The sequence below is a fragment of the Mesorhizobium sp. WSM1386 genome (assembly GCF_055901595.1).
The window spans coordinates 2154976-2173683 of record NZ_CM148373.1; the positions used below are offsets into that span (position 1 = coordinate 2154976).

An 18708-nucleotide genomic window follows, 5' to 3' on the forward strand; every position below is an offset into this window, starting at 1 on the left:
GTCGCTTGGGGTAGGGATGTGTCCTCGCTCTCGGGCAAACGCCAATGATTTCCGACGACAAGTTCATCGAACTCATTACCGCTGCGATCAATCGGCTGACGATGGAGACCGCCGAGGTCCAGTGGAACGTCAAAATCGAGCGCCGACAGTTTGACGTTCTCGCCACCATTCAGGCCGGATTTTATCACGTGCTGATCGGGTTCGAGGTAAAGCACAAGAGGCGATCAATCTCGGTTGAAATGATCGATGCCTTTGTAACCAAGGCCAAGGACGCGAAAGTCCATAAGGCTGTTTTCGTTAGCACCAGCGATTATCAAGAGGGTGCAATTCGAGTTGCCCAGCGCCATGATGTTGATCTCTTTAAGATCGCTTTCCCGACCAATGAATTTAGGCTGCCTCCCATCACCGTTTTGGCTGGAGATGGGTCGCCACCATTTGTGGTTCAACCCGAGGTAAGAGACCTAGGCGAGACAGATGCTCACCGGGTTGTTCGCGTTACCCTCGAATATCGCGATGGTTCGAAGGCAAACCTGCCCGACGAGCCGTCTCAGATGACCTACTATCTTCGAAAGACTTCAATGGAGGAAGGGAGCAGTTTGCTGGAAGCGGTGGACCCGCTCGTATCACAGCCATTTACCAACGGAACGTCACTCGTCCGCCGGGTGGTATTCGGTCGCTCGGTTACTCCACCGGACAACTACTTTTTCAGGTCCGGGGTGGTCGCTGCGATAGAGGTGGAAATCAAGCGCATCCGTGCCCGCGTACTAGATGCTGACGTCAGAGTAGAGCTGTCGGCTGTTTCGGCTCAGGTTTCATATGAGAACGTGCTGACCGGCCAGAAATTCGAAACAGACCTTTCGACGTTGCCACTTGGCGGGGCGTCACTCGAGGTCGGAAAATTCTATTTTCTCTACCATTCCCTTCGCTATTATTACGTGGACGAGGTGGTCGGAGACCATATGACTTTGTATCTCGTTGAGAGCTTTCAGAACGGCGAGCTTATCGCTGCGATTATGACCACGAACGTTGCGAATTCAGTTTTCTACATACCGCTGACAGACAAGACGATCACTAGACGGTTGGAGGAGCGGCTCGCCAAAATGAAGGCCCGGTAGCTGAGGTTCAGTATCCAATCGATATCGAGTTGCACATGTTGCGGGGATATAGCGTGATATGTCGTCCCGGAATTGGGACAGCGTTCGCAAACCGTGGCTCGATATGCCTGCCTCACCAGATAGCTTATGCAATTCAGCCTGTTGGCCACTTCAACATCTTAGGATTTCGGTATGTCCTCAAGGTTGGTATTGCGAGGCATTGTCCGAGAAAGACATCCAAGCGGAGCGAAATGTCCGGGGATGTCTCTGTATGTCACTCAGCCCGGACTAGCTGCTAGTGCAGCAGTACACCGGTTCCCCCTCATCCATGCATTTTGGTTCTATGCTGCCGTGCTCGTGACGGTGGTCACGGCCAATGTAGGGCGTAGTGAGTTTTGCATTCGCGATTTGATCAGATGTGAGCATTGGCGTCCCCGTGATTTTGGTGGACCATCGATGTAGGATCGCGAGCTTTTTGCGGTCAAGAAAGCAGGTCGTCTATTTCACCGTTTTCAGTCGCCCCTCAAACTTCGCCCAAGCGGCATAGACCTCACTACAAAAATCAGTGAGCGCATGCTGCGCATGTTCATTGAAGGAGTAGCCTTCCTTCGTCTCACCGATCAGCCCGTCGAAAATGGGTAGCTTCGCCAATTTGGCAACTTCCGGTGCCAGAACTCCATTGTTGTCGTGTTCTGGATCGTCGCGCCGATAGAGATAGAAGGAGGGATCGTTCGCGCGCCTTTGAAAAGGATAGTCGAATGCTGAACGGTCATCGGCCTCCTTCCAGACCTCCTTGAGCATATCTAGGACGACTGTCGGTATCGCATCTGTCATAGGTTTCTCCATAGGGCCGCCTGCCGTTCAATGGCAGCGTGCTGTGCTGGGGCGAAGCGCAATTCATTAAGTAATGCGTCCACCAACTCCTTTGGTTCCGGGAGCGGTTCGAAGGCTCGTTTGCTTCCCCACTTGAACATGCCATCCCGGCGCCATTCAACTTCAACGGTCTTGTCAGGCACTCCTTTCTGCGCAGCGCGCCGCAGCAGGGCGATGTCGCGATCAACCTCTCGCCGAAGTCGGAACGCAGCCGTTCCAGCCACGACATCGCGCTGGACATTCGCCGCCGCATCGCCTCGATCGCCGTTCCCGCGGGCACCAGCCTGAAGGTCGTCGAGCCGCCGCCGGGACCACCCGTCATGGCGACCTTGCTGGCCGAGGTCTACGGGCCAGGCGGCGAGACGCGCCGTAAGGTTGCGGCCAAGGTCGAGGCGGCCTTTCGTTCGGTGCCGTTCATCGTCGATGTCGACAATTCCTGGGGACAGCCGGCGCGCCGGCTGCGCACCACGGTTTCTACCGACAATGCCGAGTTCTTCCATGTCGAGGAGAGCGACGTGTTCGATACGATCGCCATCCTCGACGGCGGCAAGACCGTCGGCTATTCGCATCGCGGCGGCAGCCGCCAGCCGATCCCGATCCGCATCGAGCGGAAGAAGGGCGAGAGGACGCTCGACGAGCGCTTCCTGACCACGCCCATTCCGGCGAATGTACTGCCTGGCGACCGCGGCGTCGTCGAGTTGGGCGACGTCGTGCGCGTGGCGCCGGAACGCGCCTCTTTCCCGGTGTTCCGGCACAATGGCCGCGCCGTCGAAATGGTGACAGCCGAACTTGCCGGCAGCTTCGAAGCGCCGCTGTACGGCATGCTCGCGGTCAGCAAGGCCATCGACGCTCAGGACTGGACCGGCCTGCAGAAACCCGCAATCTCGCTGCACGGCCAGCCGGAGGATGAGAGCCGGCCGACGCTTCTGTGGGACGGCGAATGGGAAGTCACCTGGGTGACCTTCCGCGACATGGGCGCAGCCTTCGGCGTCGCGCTGCTTGGCATCTACATCCTGGTCGTCGCCCAGTTCGGCTCGTTCAAGGTACCGGTGGTGATCCTGACGCCGATCCCCCTGACCTTCATCGGCATCCTCGGCGGACACTGGCTGTTCGGTGCGCCGTTTACCGCTACCTCGATGATAGGCTTCATCGCGCTGGCCGGCATTATCGTGCGCAATTCGATCCTGCTGGTCGACTTCATCCGGCACGCGGCATCGCCGGGCAGGCCCTTGGGCGAGATCCTGATCGAGGCCGGCGCGATCAGGTTCAAGCCGATCCTGCTGACGGCACTTGCCGCCATGATCGGCGCGGCCGTGATCCTGGCCGATCCGATCTTCCAGGGGCTCGCCATCTCGCTGCTGTTCGGCCTGGCCTCCTCGACGCTGCTGACGGTGCTGGTCATCCCCGCGATCTACCAGGTGCTGCGCACGTGAAGCCGCGCGGTATTTCTCCCGTACGATGTGCCCGAAATGCGCCAAAGGCTATGGCACCAATTACGTCCTCGGTGTCGTGCCGGTAGCCCAGGTTTTCTGGGGGAATAGAGCGCTGGCTTCGAACCAGGTGCCGCGTTGCCCTCTGACAATTTGAAGGGCGTTATCGAGCTTGCCGATTGCAGCAGACTTGCCTGTCGCTTCAATGAATTCGATTGCAGCGCTGACCTTTGGCCCCATGGAGCCGGCCGGAAAAGTCCTCCCCGATAGCTCCTTGGGGCTCACGCGCCGGAGCGCACGAGCGGCGGCTGTCCCATAGTCGGCATAGACGGCGTCGACATCCGTCAGCATCAGCAGCATGTCTGCCTTCAACTCGCGAGCGAGAAGCGAGCTTGCCAGATCCTTGTCGATAACCGCTTCCACACCGCAAAGACTGCCGTCGTCACGGGCTATTACTGGAACCCCGCCGCCGCCGGTGCAGATGACGATCACGCCGCGCTCGACCAGGAACGAGATCACCGATGCTTCCAGGATCACCAGCGGCTTGGGCGAAGGCACGACGCGGCGCCATTTGTCGCCATCGGGCGCTATCTGCCAGCCTCGCTCATTGGCAAGCCTATGTGCGGTTGCCTCATCGTAGACCGGACCGATCGGCTTCGTCGGATGAGCGAAAGCCGGGTCGTGCGGGTCCACAGTCACCTGTGTCAGCAGGGTCGCGAACAGCCTTCGCTTGAGGAGGTTGCCGAGTTCCTGCTCGATCACATATCCGATCATGCCGGCGCTCTCGGCCCCGAGCACGTCGAGTGGAAACGCCCCGTCGCCCGGGTTGGCAGCCGCCTGGAGCGCGAGCAGGCCCACTTGCGGGCCGTTGCCGTGCGTAACCACAACCGAGTGTCCTTCGCCGATGAGTTCCGCGAGCACGGATGCGGCGCGTTTGATGTTGGCGCGCTGATTCTCCGCCGTCATCGGTTCTCCTCGGCGCAGCAGTGCGTTTCCGCCGAGCGCAACGACGATAAGCATCTCAGTTGCCGATCGTGGCGACGAGCAGCGCCTTGATCGTGTGCATCCGGTTTTCGGCTTGGTCGAAGACGATCGACGCAGCCGATTCGAACACCTCGTCGGTGACCTCCATGCAATCGATGCCATATTCCTTCGCGATGAATGCGCCGATCTCGGTATCGGTGTCGTGGAATGCCGGAAGGCAATGCATGAATTTGACATGGGGATTGCCGGCGGCAGCCATCACCTCGCTGGTGACGCGGTAGGGCGCCAAAAGCCGGATGCGCTCGGCCCAGGCCGATTTGTCCTCGCCCATCGACATCCACACGTCGGTGTAGATGAAATCTGCCTCCTGGACGCAGGCCGTCACATTCTCGTCGAGCCGGAAACGGCCACCGCTGCGTTGAGCCAGGTCCCGGACGTGGGCGCAGAATTCCTCGTCCGGCCAAAGTTCCTTCGGCGAAGCGATGCGCATGTCGATACCGACCTTGGCTGCGCCTAATGCCAGCGACAACGCGACATTGTCCCGGCCTTCACCGACGAAGGTGACTGTCATGTCCGAAAGATGCTTGTGCGTGTATTCGCGCATGGTCATGAGGTCGGCGAGGATCTGCGTCGGATGCGCTTCGTCGGTGAGGCCGTTGTAGACGGGCACGCCGGCATGCGCGGCAAGCAATTCAGCCTGGTGCTGGCCAAAGCCGCGATATTCGATCGCGTCATACATGCGGCCGAGCACACGCGCTGTATCCTTCATGGATTCCTTGTGGCCAATATGGCTGCCGCTGGGGCCAAAGTAAGTGACGTGCGCGCCCTGGTCGTAGGCCGCGACTTCGAAACCCGTGCGCGTGCGCGTCGAATCCTTCTCGAAGATCAGGGCTATGTTTTTCCTGACCAGACGCGGTATTTCGTGACCGGCGAGCTTGGCCGCCTTGAGATCGGCGGCCAGCTTGAGAAGAAAGCGGATTTCCTCGGCGCTGAGATCGTCCAGCGTCAGGACGGAGCGGCCGTGAAGATTGGTCGACATGGAGAATTCCTTTCAGGTCAAATCGCGTCGCGAGCGATCGGACAGGTCATGCAATGGCCGCCGCCGCGGCCGCGGCTGAGTTCAGCCCCCTCGACGGTGATCACTTCGATACCTGCGTGGCGCAAAAGCGTGTTGGTGTAGACGTTGCGGTCGTAGCCGATGACCACGCCGGGCTCGACCGCAACGACATTGTTGCCATCGTCCCATTGTTCGCGCTCGGCCTCGTAGCGGTCGCCACCGGTGGCGATGATGCGTAGCGTTTTCAGCCCAAGGGCTTCGGCAACAACAGCCGTGAATGGTTTTGCCTCATCGGTGATGTCGACCGCCGCCTCGCCATCGCCAGGACGCAGCGAGAAGGTGCGCAACCGGTCGACCACCGGCGGATACAAGGTCACAAGATCGCGATCGCAGAAGGTGAAGACGGTGTCGAGATGCATGAAACTGCGGTCGCGCGGCATCAAGGCGGCAATCACGCGTGTCGCCTCGCCGGCTGCAAACAGCTTGCGGGCCAGATCGCCAACGGCTTGCGGCGTGGTGCGCTCCCCCATGCCGACGAGAACAGTCCCGCTACCAATAGGCATAACGTCGCCGCCTTCAAGGCTGGTGCCGGTCCCCAGGTCCGGCGACACGAAAGGAATACCGCTGTCGCGAAAGCGAGGATGGAAGCGGTAGACAGCCTCGACATTGGCCGCTTCGGGGCGCCGCGCCACCCAATACATGGAATTGACGGAGACCGAGCCGTAGATCCAGCAGGAACTGTCGCGGGTGAACAGCTGGTTCGGCAAGGGCGGCAGCACAAAATCCTGGGGGGCGAGCGTCATTCCCGTCAGGCCCTTGGGCTCGAAAGGAAGCTCCGCCCGGGCAATGCCCCCGACAAGGTAGGACGCAAGCAACTCTGACGGCATTTCATCGAGCCATCCGCGCAGTTCGTCGACCATGTCGAGCCCGACGACGCCGGGATGGACCCGACGATCGAGAAGCCATTCACGGGCCTCGACCAGGCCGACCGTCTCGGCCAGTAGTCTCCCGAACGAATGTACCAGCACGCCCCGCTCACGCAACGCATCGACGAAAACATCATGCTCCTGACGTGCCTTTTTGACCCAAAGCACATCGTCGAAGAGCAGCGCCTTACAGTTCTCCGGTGTCAGCCTTTGCAGGCTGAGGTCGGGGCGGTGGACGAGCACCTCGCGGAGCCGGCCGACTTCAGAAAAAGCGCCAAGCTTGGTCGTGGTGATAGGTGCGTTCATAGTGGGCTAATGCTCCCGTTCCAGATGAGGTAGGCTGCGGCGACACCGGCAGCGACAAGGGCGACGGCGAGCCCTGCTTCGACAGGATGGAACACGCGTTGATTGGTCTCGCGACGGGCCCAGACGTAGAAAAGAATGCCAGGGGCATAGAGGATCGCGCACATGAACAGATACGCCGGACCGGCTGCATAGACGAGCCACAGCCCGTAAGCAGTCGCCAGCAGCCCGGCGAAAAGAGGACCGGTGCGTTGCTCGCCAACCGCGTAACTTTCTCCGGTCAGCGCCAGCTTGGCCGCGTAGGCTCCCGAAAAGATGTAAGGAACCAGGATTGCGGCCGATGCGATGTAGAACAGCGCCTGGTAGGTGCTTTGCGCGAAAAGCGTGATCACCAGGAATGCCTGGACGAGCAGGTTGGTGATCAACAGCGAAGTCGACGGCACGCCGCGTTCGTTCTCTGTGCCGAAGAACTTCGGCATCGTGCCGTCCTTGGCGGCGGCATGCGGAATTTCGGCGGCAAGCAGCGTCCAGCTCAGGAAGGCGCCGACCACCGACACGACAAGCGCGATGTTGATGAGGATGGCGCCCCAAGGCCCGACAACCGCCTCCAGGACGCCAGCCATGGAAGGGTTCTTCAGCGCGGCGAGCTCAGGCTGGCTGAGGATGCCGAGCGACAATAGGGAAACCAGTGCATAGAGGGCGAGGCAGGTGAAGAAGCCGAGGACGGTCGCCGTAGCGATATCCTTGCGACGCTCTGCACGGGCGGAGAACACGCTGGCGCCTTCGATGCCGATGAACACCCACAGCGTCACCAGCATCGTGCTCTTCACTTGCGCGGTGATCGAGCCGAGACTGGCGTTGCCCAGACCGGTGAAGTCGAGGGACCAGACCTGCAGTTTGAAGGCGACGGCGACAACCCCGACGAACAGGACGATGGGAGCGATCTTTGCTATGGTGACGATCAGGTTTATGACTGCGGCCTGACGGATGCCGGCAAGAATCAAGCTGTGAATCAGCCACAGCAGGATCGATGCGCCGAGCACGGCCTGCCAAGTGTTTCCGTCACCGAAGGCTGGGAAGAAGTACGACAGGGCGCTGAATACGATCACTGCATAGGAGACATTGCCGACCCAGGCGCTGATCCAATAGCCCCAGGCGCTGTTGAAACCGATGAAAGGACCGAAGCCGGCCTTGGCGTAGGCGTAGGGTCCAGCGTCGAGTTCGGGTTTGCGGGTGGCAAGCGATTGATAGACGAAGACGAGCGCCAGCATGCCGGCCGCAGTGATCGCCCAGCCAATGAGGATGGCCAAGGGACCAGCACCTGCCGCCATGTTCTGCGGCAGGCTGAACACTCCGGAGCCGACCATCGAGCCGATCACCAGTGCGGTCAGGGAACCCAATCGAAGTTTTGACGGCAACGCGGTCGCGACTTTCCGAACAGGAATGGTGATGTCCGCCGTAGTCATGATGCTCTCCCAAATTGAGGCGATGGGAGGCAATAGACAGGAGTTCCGCACCGCCAACTTTGATGCGGGTCAAACAAGAGGTGATTTTCAAAGCTGTGCGTTGAGGTCACGCATCGCACTCAACCAGCGATCGTTTCATCGTCATCAACGTCGACACGAACTCGGCACTCCATAGTCGGTTCGTTCAACCGGGCGAGCGTGGCCCGCTCACAAGAAGAGATGCAACCATGAACAACAATATTTTGAGGCAGGACATCATCGATGAACTGGAGTTCCAGCCAAGCATCGACGCGGCCGACATTGGCGTCGCCGTCGACAACGGCGTGGTCACGCTGACCGGCCATGTGTCGACCAATGCGCAAAAGGCGACCGCGGAAAAGGCGGTACGCCGCGTCAAGGGTGTGAAGGGTATCGCGCAGGAAATCGAAGTCCGGCCTGCCGGCAGCAATCTGACTGCCGACGACGAAATTGCCAAGCGCGCTCTGCACTCGATCAGCTGGAATACGGTCGTGCCGGATGGCGCGGTACAGGTGCGGGTCCAGAATGGCTGGGTGACGCTCACCGGCAAGGTGGAGTGGCAGTACCAGAGATCGGCAGCGTTTGCCGCCATCCGATATCTGGCAGGCGTGCTCGGGGTTCACAACAGCATCGAGGTGCTGCCGCACGCACCGGCATCGGATGTGAAAAAACGCATCGAGGACGCGTTGAAACGCAGCGCCGAAGTCGAGTCGAAAGCGATAGAAGTTAACGTATCCGACGGCAAGGTCACGTTGAATGGTAGGGTCGACAGCTGGGCCGAACGTCGCACAACCGAGCGCGCCGCCTGGGCGGTGCCGGGCGTGCGCATGTTCGAAGACCACATTACAATCGCCTGATGCATCGGAACTTCAAAAGGGGAGCCGATCATGATCCGCTTGCCTTGTCCCTCGCGCCACTCAGGAGCGTGTCATGAGCGCGATGGCGCTCGAAAAGGTCGGACGCGCCCAATCGACAGGCTCGATTTCGCACCTGGGTCGGGTGAGATCAGGCTCACGCGATATCGGTCGGCTCCGCCTTGCGCTTTTGCCCTGTAACCATGGCTCTAACCAGGTTTTCGCGATGGCGAAAGCTTGCCAGCACGACACCGCCGATGTGAAGGAAAACAAGCAGCAACAAGCCGTGCGCGGCGAGGCTGTGTGCCGCTTCGACCCACGACACGCCGAAAAAGGCGTCCGTGGTCATCAACCATCCGGTAAGGGCGGTTAAAGCCATGGCTGCGATCAGCACGATCACCATCGCCCCACCTGCCGGATTGTGGCCGATATAGCGGGCCTCGCGACCACTCAGTATCGCCAACAGGTATTGCAGCACCGTCGCTGGGTCGCGCAGAAATTGCGTGAAGCGCGCATAGGGCGTTCCGATGACACCCCACAAAAGCCGCATCGATACGAGGGCGGCCGCGACATAGCCCGCCCAATGGTGGATGTCCTCCGAAGAATGAGAAGTGAGCCAAGCCGTTACGAAGCTTAGCACCAGCGCCCAGTGGAAGCTGCGCACGACCGGGTCCCAGACGCGCACCATCTCCGGAGATGGATGCGCGTCCGCGGCCGAAATGATCTGATCAGTTTTCACCGGCTTCGGCATTGTCGAGCTTTTCAAGGGTCTCGGCATTGTAGGCCAGGTTCACCTTCTTGCCGGCCTTGTCCACCGCGTAGACTTCATAGCAGCCCTTCTCCACCTTGATCTGGCGGACGGTGAGACCTTCGCCGGTCAATTGCGTCTCGAGCGTTGCCTTGGGCTTGAACTGTGATTTCGGGGCGGTGCTGCAGCTGCCGCCGGCGGCGAGGGCTGGCCCCGCGACGACGCCAGCGAGAGCGGCGATAATGAGTGTGCGATACATGATGGCTCCATTCGGGAGTTTGGGCGCAGATGCCGCGCCTGCTGGGATTTCGATCGGTTCTGTCAGACGGCGATTTCACCGTCATTGGTGCGAAATAACCAATTCAAGCTGACAACTGGCTGACAGTTGTATCGGCGCCGCCGATCGACCTTGCGGAAGCCGGTTTGATCTGGCGCAAGGACGGCGTGTGGCTATGCGGGCAGGATCGCGGTCGGGATGGGAAGCGTTTTTGCTGCTGTTCTGGAGGAGATCGCAATGAAAGCCATATTGAGGAGTGCCGCGCTCGGACTCGCTGCCGCAATGCTCATGGCCGGCAATGCCGGCGCCGTCCAGGCAGCCGCGCTTGTTCAAGTCTCCCTGTGGGACAAGGGCGCCAGCATGGAGATGCCGATGGGTCTTGCCTATGCGGCGCCGGGGCTCGATCTCGCCAAGGCGACCATGGGCATCAAGGCCTTGCCCGGTGCGGTGAAGGCCGGGGGGTCACATTCAACGTGAGGAATGACTCCAAGGACACCGTTCACGAAATGATCGTGATGTACCTCGCCGATCCCAGCAAGCCGCTTCCTTACGTTGAGGCCGAGAACCGGGTCGACGAAGACAAGGAGTTTCATGGAGCGGTTTTAGGGCGCGGCCCTTGATCCGCGTCAAACAAGGCTGCGGGAGCAGCACTTCTACCCAGAACCGAGTAACAAGAAGGTGCAGATGCCCAGGGTCGCGGCGACCAGGGTTGCGGCAGAGAGTGGCAACCAGAATCTGACCGGACCGGCAAATACTGCGAACGACAGGCGGCCGAGCGCGTTTGCGGCCAGCGCCACCAGCACGGCCTGGCTCACCGTCCCGATTGGGACCGAATGCTTGATCAGTCGCAAGGCACTGAGCACCGAGACGTCAACATCGAAAGTGCCTGCCAGCGCCGAGGTACCCAGCAAGCCGCGGCCGCCGAATTGAGCTGCCAACGCAGCGCTTGCGGTCGCGACAACCGCAAACAGCAGGGCGAACAGCAGCAGCGGACCCAACTCGAATGGGTTGCGCGCGATAGCGCTGCCTTCACCATTTCCGCTGTCATGCGCGAGCAGCAATGCTCCGCAGATAGCGAAGGCGAGCGCCGCGGCAATCGCCGGAATGCCGGCCGAAGAGAACACGCTTGGCTCGATGATCAGGACCACGGCACAAACGCGGAGCACCGAAACCTGGCAGCAAGCGAAGCGGCTCCGGCAAGCGGCAGGGGGTTGCTTGCCGACATCGCGTTGCGGGCAAGCGCCATGGTTACGGCGGTGGAAGAAACGATCGCACCGGAGAGAGAACTGACCAGCAGACCACGCGTGGTTCCCAATAGGCGAACGGCGACATAGCCGGCGAATGATATCGAGGCCATCAGCACCGTCAGGAACCAGACCTCCCAGGGATTGAAACCGCCCCACGGGTCCATCGTCCGGTTTGGCAGCAAGGGCAAGACAATCGCCGTCATCACTGCCAATATGAGCGCGGAACGAAGTTCCACCCAGGTCAGTCGCTTCAAAAGACCGTGCAGGATCTCGCGGCTGGCCAGGATTGCCGCCAATGCCGCGCCACCGGCGGCAGCGGCCCGATAATCGCCGGCGACGGAAAGTGACCCAAGGGCAAAGACGCCTAGGCCCGCGATCACGCTCGTCACGCTGAAATCTTGGTCATGGGCAGCCTCGCGCGCCTTGTACCAGGCGAAGATTGCCGCAAAGGCGATGAAGCCGCCGACCAGCACCGATACCGAGCCTAGTGCACTTGCCAGCGCCGCGAGCACGCCACCAAGCAGGCCGGAAATGCCGAATGTCCGGATGCCAGCTGTGCGACTGCGATCGGGCGCATCCCGCTCCTGCCAACCACGCTCCAAGCCGACAAGAAGCCCAATTGCGAGCGCCAGTCCAAGCCGGGCGATGAGCGGATCCATTGGCGCGACGACTTCAGGCGGTGACCGTTGGCAGACGGTCACGTACCCATCTGACAATCTGGCCTGCCGTCATTGCGCCGGATGTGCGCGCGACTTCGCGCCCGCCATGGAACAGGATCATGGTCGGGATGCCACGGATGCCGAGCCTGGCCGCGACAGCCTGCTCATTGTCGGAATTGAGTTTGATCAGGCGAACATGGGGCTCCAGTTCACTTGCTGCCGCTTCATAGGCCGGTGCCATCATCTTGCAGGGGCCGCACCAGGGTGCCCAGATGTCGACGACAACGGGCAGGCTGCTGCGCGCGATCTGATGATCGAAACCAGCGGCGTCGACATCTTCGGGATGCCCCGAAAACAGCCTGGTCCCGCACCTTCCGCATTTTGCCTCACTGGCATTGCGAGCGGGTGGCAGGCGGTTGATCCCGCCGCATTTGCTGCAAACCACCAGATTTTGCTGTGCCATGGCCATTCACCGATTTTGTTCTCGATCACTATGCGCGCCGCAGATGCCCATCGCCAAGGGTGCGCAATGCATTCAGGATAACCGCCACGTCGATCCCTTCCTGAAGCAGCGCTCCGGCAACCGGCGTGATCTGCCCCATGGCCGCTGCGATCATTGCCAGCCCGGACAACGCCAGCCCGGCGATGATGCTCTGCAAGGCGATCGATCGCGTTCGCCGTGCAATCCGGACTGCATCGGCGACGGGCTGCAGCCTGTCGGTCAGCACGATGACGTCCGCCGCCTCGGAGGAGGCGGTGGCACCCCGTGCGCCCATGGCGACACCGACCGTTGCCGCCGCAAGCGCAGGGGCATCGTTGATGCCGTCGCCGACCATCATTGTGGGCGCCTGCGCTTTCTCGGCCTCGACCGCGGCGACCTTTTCGGCAGGGGTCGCGTCGGCGACGACGACATCGAGGGCGAGCAAGCGTGAAATCCGCTCGGCCGCCACGCCGTTGTCGCCCGTGAGCATAATCATGCGCTTGATGCCCGCCTTGCGTAGCTTGCCGATTGTGTCGCGCGCATCAACGCGCAGGGCATCCCCGAACGTGAAAATCCCGGCAAGCTCTCCACCGACGGCGACAAAAACCCTAAGAACCGGATTGTCCCGGTATTTTTCTTCGCCGCTTTTCGCCCAGCCGGGCAGCGGCTGGTCGGCGAGCACGAGAGCCCGCGATCCTGCGGCAATAGACATGTTTTCGACCCGGCCCTTCAGGCCCGCGCCGCGATGCTCGCTGACATCGTGCGGATGCGAAAGCATCAGCTGTCTGCCGCGCGCCGCCCGGACGACGGAGTCGGCGAGCACATGGTGCGAGGCCTGCTCCAGGGATGCGAGCAGTTGCAGCAGATGGTTGGCGTCACGGCCGGGTGCAGCTTCTATTTCGATGAGCTCGGCGCCGCCGATGGTCAAGGTCCCCGTCTTGTCGAAGATCGCGGTTCGGACTTGCGCAAGCGCCTCCAGCGCCGTGCCGCCTTTCATCAGGATGCCAGCACGCGCGGCGCGCGAGACGCCACCGATGAAGGCAACGGGCGCGGCGAGGATGAGCGGGCAGGGCGTTGCGACAACCAACACCGCAAGCGCTCTGATTGGGTCGCCGGAAACATACCAGGCGACACCGGAAACCAGCAATGTGACCGGCAGAAGGAACAGGGCAAAGCGGTCGGCCATGCGAATGAACGGGGATTTAGCGGTCTGCGCTGCAGCGACCATGCGCACGATCGCCGCATAAGTGCTTTGTTCCGCGAGGGCAGAAGCCCGCATGTTGAAGGTCTCGCCGGCATTGACGGTGCCGCTGTGCAGCATATCGCCTGCGCTGCGTCGTTCCGGCAGGGGTTCTCCGCTCACCGCCGACTCGTCGAGAGAGGCCGAAGCATCGAGCAGAATGCCGTCAACAGGAAGCAGTTCGCCGGCACGAACCAACAGCTCATCACCGACAGCTACGTCTTCGACAGAGATGGTCTCTGTCCCTCGGGTTGACGTCCGATGGGCGACACGCGGCGATCGGTCGGTCAATGCCTTGAGGTTCCGTTCGGCGCGGCCGCGAGCGAAATCCTCAAGCACTGTGCCGCCGGCATACATGATCGCGACCACCACTGCCGCCAGGGGTTGTCCAAGCAGCAGCGCGGCGGACATTGACACCAGCGCAATCGCATCGACACCGAAGCGGCCTATCCAGAAATCACGCAGGATAGAGATGGCGAGAGCCGCCACCACGGGCAAGGTCGCCACCGTCCAGATCGTGTTGGCTTCAAGCGGGCCGAGCCCGGTTCGCCACGCTCCAATCCCAATAGCGAGACCCAGGATGGCAATGACCAGCAATGCGCGTCGCAAGGTGGACTCGTTCATGCGATGCCTTTCGATTTGATCGATGCTCGCCAATCTTCGCCAGCGCTGACGGGGCGCGTCGAACTCGCGCAACAGCTAATAGCGAGAACCGGAGAACGCTTTGATCCAACGCAACGAACGGGCAAGATCGACGGGCGATCATCGCGACGAACAAGAGGGCATGAGGGTGACGATCCGAAATCTCGAACATGCGTTCGCCCCAAAGTCTGTTGCCGTGTTCGGGGCATCGGAGCGCGACGGCTCTGTCGGCCGCGTCGTCTTCGACAATATCGTCAGCGGCGGCTTCGAGGGCGAGATCTGGCCGGTCAATCCGAAATATTCGCAAGTGGCCGGTCGGCAATGCTATGCCAAGGCGGCCGATCTTCCGGGTGTTCCAGACCTTGGTGTCATCGTGACGCCGCCTGGGACAGTCCCCGCCATCGTGCGCGACCTTGCTGAAAAGGGCACGCGGGCGGCGGTTGTCATCACCGCCGGGTTGACGCACGAAAACGGTCTGCGCCAGGCGATGCTCGATGCGGCCAAGCCCACTGTTTTCCGCATCATTGGGCCGAACACGGTCGGTCTGATGATCCCGCCATTACGGCTCGATGCCGGATTTGCGCATATGGCCGCCAGACCCGGCAACATCGCACTGCTGTCGCAATCAGGCGCCATCGCCACGTCGCTGAACGATTGGGCGGCTGACAACCATGTCGGTTTCTCGCAAATCGTCTCTCTGGGCGACATGGCGGATGTCGACGTGGGAGATTGTCTGGACATGCTGGCGGGCGACATCCACACACGCGCCATCGTAATGTATCTCGAAACCATTCCCAACCCGCGCAAGTTCATCTCGGCCGCCCGTGCGGCGGCACGCATCAAGCCGGTGATCGCGATCAAGTCGGGCCGGCACGAGCAATCGGCCAAAGCGGCTGCGACCCATACCGGCGCGCTGTCGGGGGCGGATCGTGTCGTCGATGCGGCCTTGCAGCGCGCTGGCATACTGCGCGTCAAAGGCCTCACCGAGTTGTTCGATGCGGTTGAAACGACCGCTCGTTTCGTTCCGCTAGAACGAGCCCGTGTCGGCATCGTCACCAATGGCGGCGGCGCCGGCGTGCTTGCCGTGGATCAACTCATCGAAGGCAACGGGGAACTGGCCGAACTGTCGCCGGAAACGATCGCCCGCCTGAATGCCGTCCTGCCGAGCACCTGGTCCCACGCCAATCCGATCGACATTATCGGCGACGCCCCGCCAGAGCGCTATCGGGTCGCGACCGAGGCCGTGGCGGCCGATGCTGGAACCGACGTCGTCCTGGTCATGAACTGCCCGACCGGGCTCGGCTCGCCGCTTGCCGCGGCAAGCGCGGTGGCGGCGCTCGCGCAGGACGGCAAGATCGGCGGCAAACCGATCCTGACCTGCTGGCTTGGCGAACACACGGCTCGCGAAGGGCGGCGTGTTCTTCAGGATGCCGGTATTGCCAGCTTCGAAACGCCCTCCGATGCCGCAACGGCCGTCTCCTACCTGAGCGAATGGTCGCGGGCTCAGCGGGCATTGATGCGCACGCCGTCGAGTCGCCGCGAGGACGCTAGAAGCGGCCGAGAAGCCGTGCTTGCCATATTCAGGCAGGTCGCAAAAGGCGGCCGGCGAATGCTGACCGAGCCCGAAGCCAAGGCGGTGATTTCCGCCTATGGCATTCCGGTGCCCGAGACGATCGTCGCCAGATCTCCTGTCGAAGTGGAAGCGGCTGCTGGCCGGCTCCTCAAGACGTCCGCGCAGGTCGTCGTCAAGTTGTTGTCCAAGGCGATCTCGCACAAGTCGGACATTGGCGGGGTGGTGCTTGGCATTGCTACCTGTGCCGCCGCCGGGGAGGCCGCACGCTCAATCGAGGCGCGTGTGCTCGGCCACGCTCCGCAAGTCGATATTGAAGGGTATGCCGTTCAGCCCATGGTGGTGCGGAAACAGGCGCAGGAACTCATCCTCGGCATGAGCCGCGATCCGATTTTCGGCCCGGTCATCCTGTTTGGAGCCGGTGGCGTTGCGGTCGAGGTGATGGACGATACCGCGATCGCGTTGCCGCCGCTCGACGACGTTCTTTCCGATGACCTGATCAGGCAAACGCGGATCGGCCGCCTGCTCGCCGGGTTCCGCGATCGCAAGCCGGCGGACAGGCAATCGATCATTGCAGCACTCACCGGCCTGTCGCAGATGATCATCGACTTTCCGTGCCTGGTTTCGTTGGACATCAATCCGCTGCTGGCCGACGCCGAGGGCGTGATTGCGCTTGACGCCCGCATCGAGATCGAGCCGGAACGGGTGGAAGCGGCCGGGCCTAACCCGGCGCTCGCCATCAGGCCTTATCCGTCGGGTTGGGAAAAGACGTTTTCAGTGGGCGACACCCACTACAGCATCCGCCCGATCAAGCCGGCCGACATCGCGCTCTATCCCGAATTCCTTGCCAGGATTTCGCCTGACGATTTGCGCCTGCGTTTTCTGTCGCCGCGCAAAAGCTTCTCCGACCAGATGTTGAAGCGGCTCACCCAGCTCGACTACGATCGCAACATGGCCTTCGTCGCGCTGGAGACACGCACTGGCGCTTTGGCGGGCATCAGCCGTCTGTCCTGCGATCCCGACCACGTCAGCGCGGAATACGCATTGCTGGTTCGGACGGACTTACAGGGGCAGGGCCTGGGTTGGGAGTTGCTCAGCCAGATCGTCGACTATGCAAAGGCCGATGGGATCCGCCGCATCCAGGGCATCGTGCTTAGTGAAAACAGCAAGATGCTGGCAATGTGCCGTGAATTCGGCTTCTCCATCATGCATCTTCCGAACGAGCCTGGCCTTGTCGAGGCCAAGCTCGAACTCTGTTGAGGCGATCATCCGCAACAGTCAGGAGGCCGTACGCAGGGTCTGCGAAGCATCGCGCTCGCAACATCTCCTCAACTCCGCGACGATGTCGACGAGCTTTCGATCGGACTCGGTCTTGCGCCAGGTGGCCTGGCTGACATTTCGCTGCAATTGACGCGACAGGATATCGCCCGTGGCGTCCGAGGGACCGCCCTTGCGTTCACTGACCCGCTGCCAAAGGACGAGTGGATCCGCCTCCAGCCAGAAACCGGAGAATGGGATACCCCGGTCGCGTGCCGCCTTTTCAATTCGCTCACGATCGGCCGGTCTGTCGAAAACCGCATCAGCTACAACCGAGCCGCCCTCGGAGAGGATCAGACCGGCGCGCCATGCCATTTCGTTGTAGACCCGTTCGGAGACCTCAGGTCGATAGGCCTTGTTCGGCAGCCGCGTTTCGGCCGGCACGCCATGCATCGCTTTGCGGATGCGGTCGCTTTCGACAATGCGGGCGCCGGGCGGTGCACCGATCTTGGCGGCGAGCGCCTCGGCAATGGTCGTCTTGCCGGAGCCACTCAGGCCACCAATCGCAACGAGGCGGGGCGGTGTTTCCTGGAGCAATGCTTGGGCCAGGTCGAAATAGGATCTGGCTTCGGCAGCCAATCTGTCGCTATCGGCACCGCTTTGCTCGACCTGGGTCGCTGTGACGTGGGCGCGCACGGCAGCCCGCACCGCCATGAAAAAGGGCAGCAGGATGAACCCGTCCTCATCGTCGGCTTCGTCGAGATAGCGGTTCATCACAAGATTGGCGAGCTCGGGAAACCCCCGGTGCCAAAGGTCCATCAGCAGGAAGGCAAGGTCGTACAAAACGTCGATGCTGGCGATCTGGTCGTTGAATTCGATACAATCGAAGAGGCGGGGCTCGCCGTCGAAAAGGCAGATGTTGCGCAGGTGCAGGTCGCCATGGCACCGGCGAATCTTGCCTGCGGCTTCGCGGCGGTCGAGCAGTCCGGAGTGGCGGACGAGGGCGGTGCGGAAGGCCTTTGCAAAGGTCTTGATCTCCGGTTTCGTGAAAATGTGGCTGGTGGCAAAGGCGGCCTCGTTGATGTCGAGCACGCCAGCCATGTTGGACGACCCGCTGCCATTGTGGATTGTCGGCGCGGCACGGTGGTATCCGACGATCATGCGCGCAACCGCGGTCATCAGCACCTGCGTCAATTCTCCCGCGGCAGCCATGCGATCAAGAAGCTTGGATTGGTCGAAGCGGACCATCTCGATCACCGCGTCGACCATCTGGCCAGCGCCGTCAAAAGCCAATTTGCCATCCGCCTCGCGTGTGACGCGCCGCACTCCCAGATAGAGGCCGGGTGCGGTTTTCGAGTTGAGTTCCACCTCTTTTTCGCAAGCGGCCAGCCTCAGTGCCGGCGTCGAGAAATCGACATAGGGCAGCTTGACCGCCCGCTTCATCTTGTAGGCGCGTTGGCCAACCAGGAAAATGCGTGAAATGTGGGTCTCGATCGCCTCGACGGGTCCGGTTGCGCCATACGAGGCAGGATCGAGCAGAAACGCGGCAGCGGCTTGCTGGTCGCCGACGATCATGGCCGGC

General features: G+C 61.5%; 14 protein-coding genes and 2 pseudogenes. 5 read left to right on the forward strand and 11 right to left on the reverse strand.

Features of this window, described 5'->3' with window-relative positions:
* Positions 1-44 precede the first annotated feature (44 nt).
* Complete coding sequence (locus tag AC0NIH_RS10465; RefSeq protein ID WP_473467890.1) at positions 45-1115, forward strand: restriction endonuclease; 1071 nt, start codon at positions 45-47, stop codon at positions 1113-1115.
* A gap of 477 nt (positions 1116-1592) precedes the next feature.
* On the opposite strand, the gene AC0NIH_RS10470 is transcribed toward AC0NIH_RS10465, so the two are convergent.
* Positions 1593-1928, reverse strand: coding sequence for a hypothetical protein (locus AC0NIH_RS10470; RefSeq protein WP_473467888.1), 336 nt, complete (start codon positions 1926-1928; stop codon positions 1593-1595).
* A 149-nt stretch (positions 1929-2077) separates the two neighbouring features.
* Here AC0NIH_RS10470 and AC0NIH_RS10475 point away from each other — a divergent pair.
* Positions 2078-3400, forward strand: a pseudogene (locus tag AC0NIH_RS10475) (efflux RND transporter permease subunit); the annotation flags it as partial.
* A 60-nt stretch (positions 3401-3460) separates the two neighbouring features.
* Here the strand turns inward: AC0NIH_RS10475 and arcC are convergent.
* From arcC to arcD, 4 genes are read right to left on the reverse strand one after another with little or no spacing between them, the layout of a single operon-like run.
* Positions 3461-4417 carry a carbamate kinase gene (arcC, locus tag AC0NIH_RS10480; RefSeq protein WP_473467886.1) on the reverse strand — a complete coding sequence of 319 codons (957 nt, stop codon included), beginning with the start codon at positions 4415-4417 and terminating at the stop codon, positions 3461-3463.
* Between the two features lies 1 nt (position 4418).
* Positions 4419-5420: an ornithine carbamoyltransferase gene (argF, locus tag AC0NIH_RS10485; RefSeq protein WP_473467883.1), complete on the reverse strand. Its 1002-nt coding sequence runs from the start codon at positions 5418-5420 to the stop codon at positions 4419-4421.
* Between the two features lie 17 nt (positions 5421-5437).
* Positions 5438-6670, reverse strand: coding sequence for an arginine deiminase (locus tag AC0NIH_RS10490; RefSeq protein ID WP_473467881.1), 1233 nt, complete (start codon positions 6668-6670; stop codon positions 5438-5440).
* Complete coding sequence (gene arcD / locus AC0NIH_RS10495) at positions 6667-8133, reverse strand: arginine-ornithine antiporter (protein WP_473467879.1); 1467 nt, start codon at positions 8131-8133, stop codon at positions 6667-6669. The genes AC0NIH_RS10490 and arcD overlap by 4 nt, the downstream gene beginning before the upstream one ends.
* Positions 8134-8360: 227 nt before the next feature.
* Between arcD and AC0NIH_RS10500 the strand changes: the two genes are divergently transcribed.
* Positions 8361-9008: a BON domain-containing protein gene (locus AC0NIH_RS10500; protein ID WP_473467877.1), complete on the forward strand. Its 648-nt coding sequence runs from the start codon at positions 8361-8363 to the stop codon at positions 9006-9008.
* 154 nt (positions 9009-9162) lie between these two features.
* Here the strand turns inward: AC0NIH_RS10500 and AC0NIH_RS10505 are convergent, their stop codons facing one another.
* Together AC0NIH_RS10505 and AC0NIH_RS10510 are read right to left on the reverse strand one after the other, a co-directional pair.
* On the reverse strand, positions 9163-9756 hold the full coding sequence (locus AC0NIH_RS10505; RefSeq protein ID WP_473467875.1) for a cytochrome b/b6 domain-containing protein: 594 nt from the start codon (positions 9754-9756) through the stop codon (positions 9163-9165).
* The gene (locus tag AC0NIH_RS10510) at positions 9734-10012 is read right to left on the reverse strand and encodes a PepSY domain-containing protein (protein ID WP_023765247.1); all 279 of its coding nucleotides are present in this window, start codon (positions 10010-10012) and stop codon (positions 9734-9736) included. Before AC0NIH_RS10510 ends, AC0NIH_RS10505 begins: the two co-directional genes overlap by 23 nt.
* 255 nt (positions 10013-10267) lie before the next feature.
* Between AC0NIH_RS10510 and AC0NIH_RS10515 the strand changes: the two genes are divergently transcribed.
* The gene (locus AC0NIH_RS10515; RefSeq protein WP_473467872.1) at positions 10268-10507 is read left to right on the forward strand and encodes a hypothetical protein; all 240 of its coding nucleotides are present in this window, start codon (positions 10268-10270) and stop codon (positions 10505-10507) included.
* 176 nt (positions 10508-10683) lie between these two features.
* On the opposite strand, the pseudogene AC0NIH_RS10520 reads toward AC0NIH_RS10515, so the two are convergent.
* The 3 genes and pseudogenes from AC0NIH_RS10520 to AC0NIH_RS10530 all read right to left on the reverse strand — a co-directional run bounded on the left by AC0NIH_RS10520 (position 10684) and on the right by AC0NIH_RS10530 (position 14281).
* Positions 10684-11936 (reverse strand): annotated as a pseudogene (locus tag AC0NIH_RS10520) (MgtC/SapB family protein).
* Positions 11937-11949: 13 nt separating this feature from the next.
* Positions 11950-12399, reverse strand: a complete 450-nt coding sequence (trxC, locus tag AC0NIH_RS10525; protein ID WP_473467917.1) for a thioredoxin TrxC — start codon at positions 12397-12399, stop codon at positions 11950-11952.
* Positions 12400-12427: 28 nt separating this feature from the next.
* Entirely contained in the window at positions 12428-14281 is a 1854-nt protein-coding gene (locus tag AC0NIH_RS10530; protein WP_473467915.1) for a heavy metal translocating P-type ATPase, read from the reverse strand.
* Positions 14282-14447: 166 nt separating this feature from the next.
* On the opposite strand from AC0NIH_RS10530, the gene AC0NIH_RS10535 reads away from it, so the two are divergent.
* The gene (locus tag AC0NIH_RS10535) at positions 14448-17129 is read left to right on the forward strand and encodes a bifunctional acetate--CoA ligase family protein/GNAT family N-acetyltransferase (RefSeq protein ID WP_473467914.1); all 2682 of its coding nucleotides are present in this window, start codon (positions 14448-14450) and stop codon (positions 17127-17129) included.
* A gap of 18 nt (positions 17130-17147) precedes the next feature.
* Here the strand turns inward: AC0NIH_RS10535 and AC0NIH_RS10540 are convergent, their stop codons facing one another.
* Complete coding sequence (locus tag AC0NIH_RS10540) at positions 17148-18701, reverse strand: bifunctional aminoglycoside phosphotransferase/ATP-binding protein (protein WP_473467870.1); 1554 nt, start codon at positions 18699-18701, stop codon at positions 17148-17150.
* Positions 18702-18708 lie beyond the last annotated feature (7 nt).

Bases quoted from the DNA above. Each gene is read 5' to 3' on its own strand.
- AC0NIH_RS10530 (WP_473467915.1), bottom strand. From the start codon at position 14,281: ATGAACGAGTCCACCTTGCGACGCGCATTGCTGGTCATTGCCATCCTG.
- AC0NIH_RS10540 (WP_473467870.1), bottom strand. From the start codon at position 18,701: ATGATCGTCGGCGACCAGCAAGCCGCTGCCGCGTTTCTGCTCGATCCT.
- arcC (WP_473467886.1), bottom strand. From the start codon at position 4,417: ATGCTTATCGTCGTTGCGCTCGGCGGAAACGCACTGCTGCGCCGAGGA.
- argF (WP_473467883.1), bottom strand. From the start codon at position 5,420: ATGTCGACCAATCTTCACGGCCGCTCCGTCCTGACGCTGGACGATCTC.
- AC0NIH_RS10510 (WP_023765247.1), bottom strand. From the start codon at position 10,012: ATGTATCGCACACTCATTATCGCCGCTCTCGCTGGCGTCGTCGCGGGG.
- trxC (WP_473467917.1), bottom strand. From the start codon at position 12,399: ATGGCACAGCAAAATCTGGTGGTTTGCAGCAAATGCGGCGGGATCAAC.
- arcD (WP_473467879.1), bottom strand. From the start codon at position 8,133: ATGACTACGGCGGACATCACCATTCCTGTTCGGAAAGTCGCGACCGCG.
- AC0NIH_RS10490 (WP_473467881.1), bottom strand. From the start codon at position 6,670: ATGAACGCACCTATCACCACGACCAAGCTTGGCGCTTTTTCTGAAGTC.
- AC0NIH_RS10470 (WP_473467888.1), bottom strand. From the start codon at position 1,928: ATGACAGATGCGATACCGACAGTCGTCCTAGATATGCTCAAGGAGGTC.
- AC0NIH_RS10505 (WP_473467875.1), bottom strand. From the start codon at position 9,756: ATGCCGAAGCCGGTGAAAACTGATCAGATCATTTCGGCCGCGGACGCG.
- AC0NIH_RS10515 (WP_473467872.1), top strand. From the start codon at position 10,268: ATGAAAGCCATATTGAGGAGTGCCGCGCTCGGACTCGCTGCCGCAATG.
- AC0NIH_RS10500 (WP_473467877.1), top strand. From the start codon at position 8,361: ATGAACAACAATATTTTGAGGCAGGACATCATCGATGAACTGGAGTTC.
- AC0NIH_RS10465 (WP_473467890.1), top strand. From the start codon at position 45: ATGATTTCCGACGACAAGTTCATCGAACTCATTACCGCTGCGATCAAT.